Below are 3,896 nucleotides of genomic sequence, written 5' to 3' on the forward strand. Positions count from 1 at the left end.
CCCAGATTTTCGTGTCGGTCATCTTAGCGTCCGCTATCACCGCGCCCTGCCGTCCTGCTTCCTCGACAAAGGCTGTCAGTATCTCCACGCTGTTCAGCCTGCGGTAGCTGTCGCTCAGTACGCCCCGGACTTCCATGCCTACGCTACGGACAAGCACCCGCTGGCGGCCTGTCCAGGAGGAATGCTCGTTCAGGACGGTTGCCGCAAGCTGCCTTTGCCATTCGTCTCCCCGTGCAAGTCCCCTGAGATACTGTGAGGGAACATTCATCCTTTCGGCTAATTGCCCTACGGCGTTATCGTGCAGCGTAAACTGTTCCTGCCGCATGTTCATCATTAATTCCCCGTCGCCGCTGAAGGTAATGACGGGTGACTGCTCCCTTTGCCGGAGCTCTACGCCTATGGGCGCTACATAATCCTGTGCGATATTTCCCTCGTGTACCAGGCGCCGCATGGTCTCCCTGACGCCTGTCTGCCTGCCTTCGATCATCCGTTGCACCTTGTTAATGACAACTTCGTTCAATCCCTGCTGTAATACTATATTTTCCATAATTTCTTCTTGTTTTTAATTGTTTGTAAATTTTATAAGTGAATTAATACCTGCTTAAAATGAATTGTGCCGGAGTATCAGTCCAGCACAAACTCGTTTTCATACACTTTTTTCCAGCCCGCTGCCGCGGATGCGGACAGGCCATTTGTTTGTCGCCGTAAGGTCTGCTTCTCCTTCCATAATGCTTAGATTTTTGATGATATGTTCTTTATCTCACGCTCTACCAGTAGGCGCATAGCTTTCGGGAATACAGGGAACAGCTTGCAGCCATTATATCTGTACAGGCAAAAGTCCCGGCCTGAATGGTTTTCGTAATAATCCAGCGTTTCCATGAATTTTTTTGCTTCGCTTGCATCATCGAACCAGAAAAGGTGCGTCCCGTTTTCCCTGACAAGCCAGATAAAGGGGATGCAGGCCTTTGTCCTGCGAATAAAGTTGGTATCGTGTACCCTGAAATCCGTGATAAACGGGCCTGTAACAAGCGCGGCAGCGACCTGTTCCATTTGATGCAATAATTCCTCTATGCCTGTCTGTGCAGCTATGATGTTATCTATTCCTTCCATATCCTTTTGATTATTGGTTAGTAATTTCTTCCGGCAGGTTATCCAGATATTCCGCGATCACATCGCCGTGGCAGGGATACGGCTTGCAGAAGCAGCCCAGCGCCTTGCCTTTCAGTTCATGCACCCGGCGCTTAAATTCCGGGTCTGTTTTCAGCCGGTCATGGAAATATTTCCTGTATCGCTCGATGGTTGCGCCCCTGTCATCGCCATACCTTAACCGGAACGGATTACCGAAATACCCGTCCTGTCCTTTTCCAGCCCGTCCGATATATACATCAAACGCGGAAGTACGAATGTTTACCACTGTTGTCATCATGTTCATTTTTTATTGTTTTATTAAATTTTCCGGCCAAGCCGGTATAGCTGTGCTATGCAGGCCGGTAAATGGAGTGTTCAGCCGGTGCAGGGTTTTTGGAAAAAATACGACATGAAGCGTAGCGAATGTGGAGATTTTTTCCAAAACCGCGAAGCGGCCCGACCTTGCACAGGCTTAGGAACACGGAATTACCTTTGCCTGATAGCACAGAAATACCTTTTATTTCTATTCAGAAGAGGAAAAAGATTGGATGATAATATCCTGAAATCGCCGATATGGTAATATAATGGTAAAGTTACCGGGCATGACCGTTTCGCTATCCTGTAAAAATGAGTATCTTTGTGCTATAATTTTCAGTTGGAAAATGACAGATACAGAAAAAATAAAATCCATCATAGCGCAGGGCGAAGGCTTGAATATCGAGTTCAAAAAATCGCGCGATTCGTTAAGCCGCAGCATGTTTGAAACCGTTTGTGCTTTCCTGAACCGGAAAGGCGGGCATATTTTGCTTGGCGTCAGGGACAACGGCGCGATTGAGGGCGTGAGCGACGAGTCTTTGCTGGCCCAGCTCAAAACCCTGGCAAACGACATGAACAACCCGCAGATAATAACCCCGGCAACGCATATAGAAAGCGAAGTTGTGGAAATCGACGGAAAGAAAATCATCTGCATTTATGTTCCTGAAAGTTCGCAGGTACATTCCTGCAAAGGCGTATATTACGACTGTCAGGGCGAAGTGGATATTAAGCTGACGACTTATATCCAGAAAACCAATCTTTACATCCGCAAGGACGGCCAGACGGAAAACCGCGTTTATCCGCAACTGGAACTTTCGGATTTTGTAAATGAGGATTTCGATTATGTACGCGCCCGCGTTGCTGTTTTCGATGCGAAGCATCCTTGGATAAAAATGAGCAATGGGGAAATCCTGCGTTCGGCAAAAATGTACCGCCGCGACGAGCAGAGTGGCAGGGAAGGCTATACGCTTGCCGCCGCGCTGGTTTTCGGCACGACTGATATTTTGCGCGAAATCTGTCCGTACTACAAGACGGAAGCCTTGTGCCGCAAGGAAGACCTGCTGCGTTATGACGACCGCGATACGGTCGATTGCAATCTTTTGCAGGCATACGAGCGGCTGATGGCCTTTATCCGCAAGCATACGCCTGACCGCTTTTACATGGAAGGCGATACGCGGATAAGCCTGCGCGAGGTTATTTTCCGAGAAGCGGTTACCAATGCTTATCCACAGGGAGTTCAGCAATGATTACCGCGCCATGCTTACCATTTACAAAGATACGGTGGTTACTGAAAACTGGACGATTCCCTACCAGATGGGGCGCATTACTCCCGCCAACCTGAAGCCGCATTCTAAAAATCCGGTTATTGCCGCGTTTTTCAAGCAGATACACTGGGTGGAAGACCTGGGGTCGGGCGTGAGGAATATGTACCGTTACCTGCCTGTCTATGTGAAAGATAAAAATGTGCTGCCCGTAATGGAGGAAGGCGATGTTTTCAAACTTACGGTCAAATACGGGCGGGAAAACAGCGTATCCGTACCTGATGATTTCGGGATGCTGGTTTCCGGTGAAGATAAGATTCTGGCTCTGATTCGGGAAAATCCGAAAATAACGGCAAAGGAAATGGTCGAGATGGCTGAAATTCCTTTAAGAACGGTAGAAAGAATATTAGCAGAACTGACTGATAACAAAGTTATTGAACGCGCAGGGGGGAAAAGATTCGGGACATGGGTTGTAAAAAAATAAGTGGCGGTTTGGATGGCGGTTTGGATGGCGGTTTGGCGCTTCAAATTTCCGGAAAATGTTTTTCCCTGGAAGGAGATTGATTGATTCCGAATTTGTCAGAAAGCTTCTCACAAATTCGAAATGTTAATTTGAGAAACACTTTTGTTCCGGGTTATTTCCCTATGACCAGCCCGATATTCCCGAAAACATTATACCCTTCTTTTGTCTGTCCCACCGGCGTTCCGAGCGCATCCTGCACCCTGCCTTCCCCGTTCCGGTTGAACCTTGAATGCGACTGCCCGAAGCCTGTCCCGCTCCTGTCCATAACGACCGCCCCGCCTGCCTGAATTACTTTTTTCACCAGCGCTATGGTCTGTTCGACAAAAATCCCCTCGCTTGCCACCGATACAAAGGCGACCGTATTTTCATCCGCGCTGATTCCTTCGTTTACCGGTATGCCCGTGCGTTTGGCGTCTTCAAGGTAAATCCCGGTCGATGACCTGCGGTGCGCTACCCCGAAGCCGATGAAAGCGTTCGCGTAATTTGCCTTGCCCTGGTCTTTTCCTGTCTTGTCAACTGATAACCGAAAACCTGTTTTCATATACTTTGTAAGCGTTCGGTATTGCTCATCTTTCGCATGCTATCGCCAGGGTTTAACTTTGTCTATAACATAAGTCACGGTTGTTTATAACGAGAGTCAGCCGACCGTTTAGTAAATGTAAAATGGC

The 3,896-nt window shown here is 48.2% G+C and carries 5 protein-coding genes and 2 pseudogenes; 3 read left to right on the top strand and 4 right to left on the bottom strand.

Going from position 1 to position 3,896, the window contains the following annotated elements:
• The 3 genes and pseudogenes from ACYPZI_RS15570 to ACYPZI_RS15580 form a co-directional block, all read right to left on the bottom strand.
• Positions 1-547: pseudogene (locus tag ACYPZI_RS15570) on the bottom strand (hypothetical protein); the annotation flags it as partial.
• Positions 548-732: 185 nt separating this feature from the next.
• Positions 733-1,110, bottom strand: coding sequence for a hypothetical protein (locus tag ACYPZI_RS15575; protein WP_459603237.1), 378 nt, complete (start codon positions 1,108-1,110; stop codon positions 733-735).
• Positions 1,111-1,138: 28 nt separating this feature from the next.
• Positions 1,139-1,426: pseudogene (locus ACYPZI_RS15580) on the bottom strand (DUF4326 domain-containing protein); the annotation flags it as partial.
• A 54-nt stretch (positions 1,427-1,480) separates the two neighbouring features.
• Between ACYPZI_RS15580 and ACYPZI_RS15585 the strand changes: the two are divergent.
• The 3 genes from ACYPZI_RS15585 to ACYPZI_RS15595 all read left to right on the top strand — a co-directional run bounded on the left by ACYPZI_RS15585 (position 1,481) and on the right by ACYPZI_RS15595 (position 3,189).
• Positions 1,481-1,708: a hypothetical protein gene (locus tag ACYPZI_RS15585; protein ID WP_459603238.1), complete on the top strand. Its 228-nt coding sequence runs from the start codon at positions 1,481-1,483 to the stop codon at positions 1,706-1,708.
• Positions 1,709-1,790: 82 nt separating this feature from the next.
• On the top strand, positions 1,791-2,690 hold the full coding sequence (locus ACYPZI_RS15590; protein ID WP_459603240.1) for an AlbA family DNA-binding domain-containing protein: 900 nt from the start codon (positions 1,791-1,793) through the stop codon (positions 2,688-2,690).
• A complete protein-coding gene (locus ACYPZI_RS15595) occupies positions 2,662-3,189 on the top strand; it encodes an ATP-binding protein (RefSeq protein WP_459603242.1) in 528 nt (175 codons plus the stop codon). The genes ACYPZI_RS15590 and ACYPZI_RS15595 overlap by 29 nt, the downstream gene beginning before the upstream one ends.
• Before the next feature lie 151 nt (positions 3,190-3,340).
• Here ACYPZI_RS15595 and ACYPZI_RS15600 read toward each other — a convergent pair whose 3' ends face one another.
• Positions 3,341-3,769, bottom strand: coding sequence for a hypothetical protein (locus ACYPZI_RS15600; RefSeq protein ID WP_459603244.1), 429 nt, complete (start codon positions 3,767-3,769; stop codon positions 3,341-3,343).
• Positions 3,770-3,896 lie beyond the last annotated feature (127 nt).

The sequence above is a fragment of the Dysgonomonas reticulitermitis genome (assembly GCF_054601275.1).

Bases quoted from the DNA above. Each gene is read 5' to 3' on its own strand.
- ACYPZI_RS15590 (WP_459603240.1), top strand. From the start codon at position 1,791: ATGACAGATACAGAAAAAATAAAATCCATCATAGCGCAGGGCGAAGGC.
- ACYPZI_RS15600 (WP_459603244.1), bottom strand. From the start codon at position 3,769: ATGAAAACAGGTTTTCGGTTATCAGTTGACAAGACAGGAAAAGACCAG.
- ACYPZI_RS15575 (WP_459603237.1), bottom strand. From the start codon at position 1,110: ATGGAAGGAATAGATAACATCATAGCTGCACAGACAGGCATAGAGGAA.
- ACYPZI_RS15595 (WP_459603242.1), top strand. From the start codon at position 2,662: ATGCTTATCCACAGGGAGTTCAGCAATGATTACCGCGCCATGCTTACC.
- ACYPZI_RS15585 (WP_459603238.1), top strand. From the start codon at position 1,481: ATGCAGGCCGGTAAATGGAGTGTTCAGCCGGTGCAGGGTTTTTGGAAA.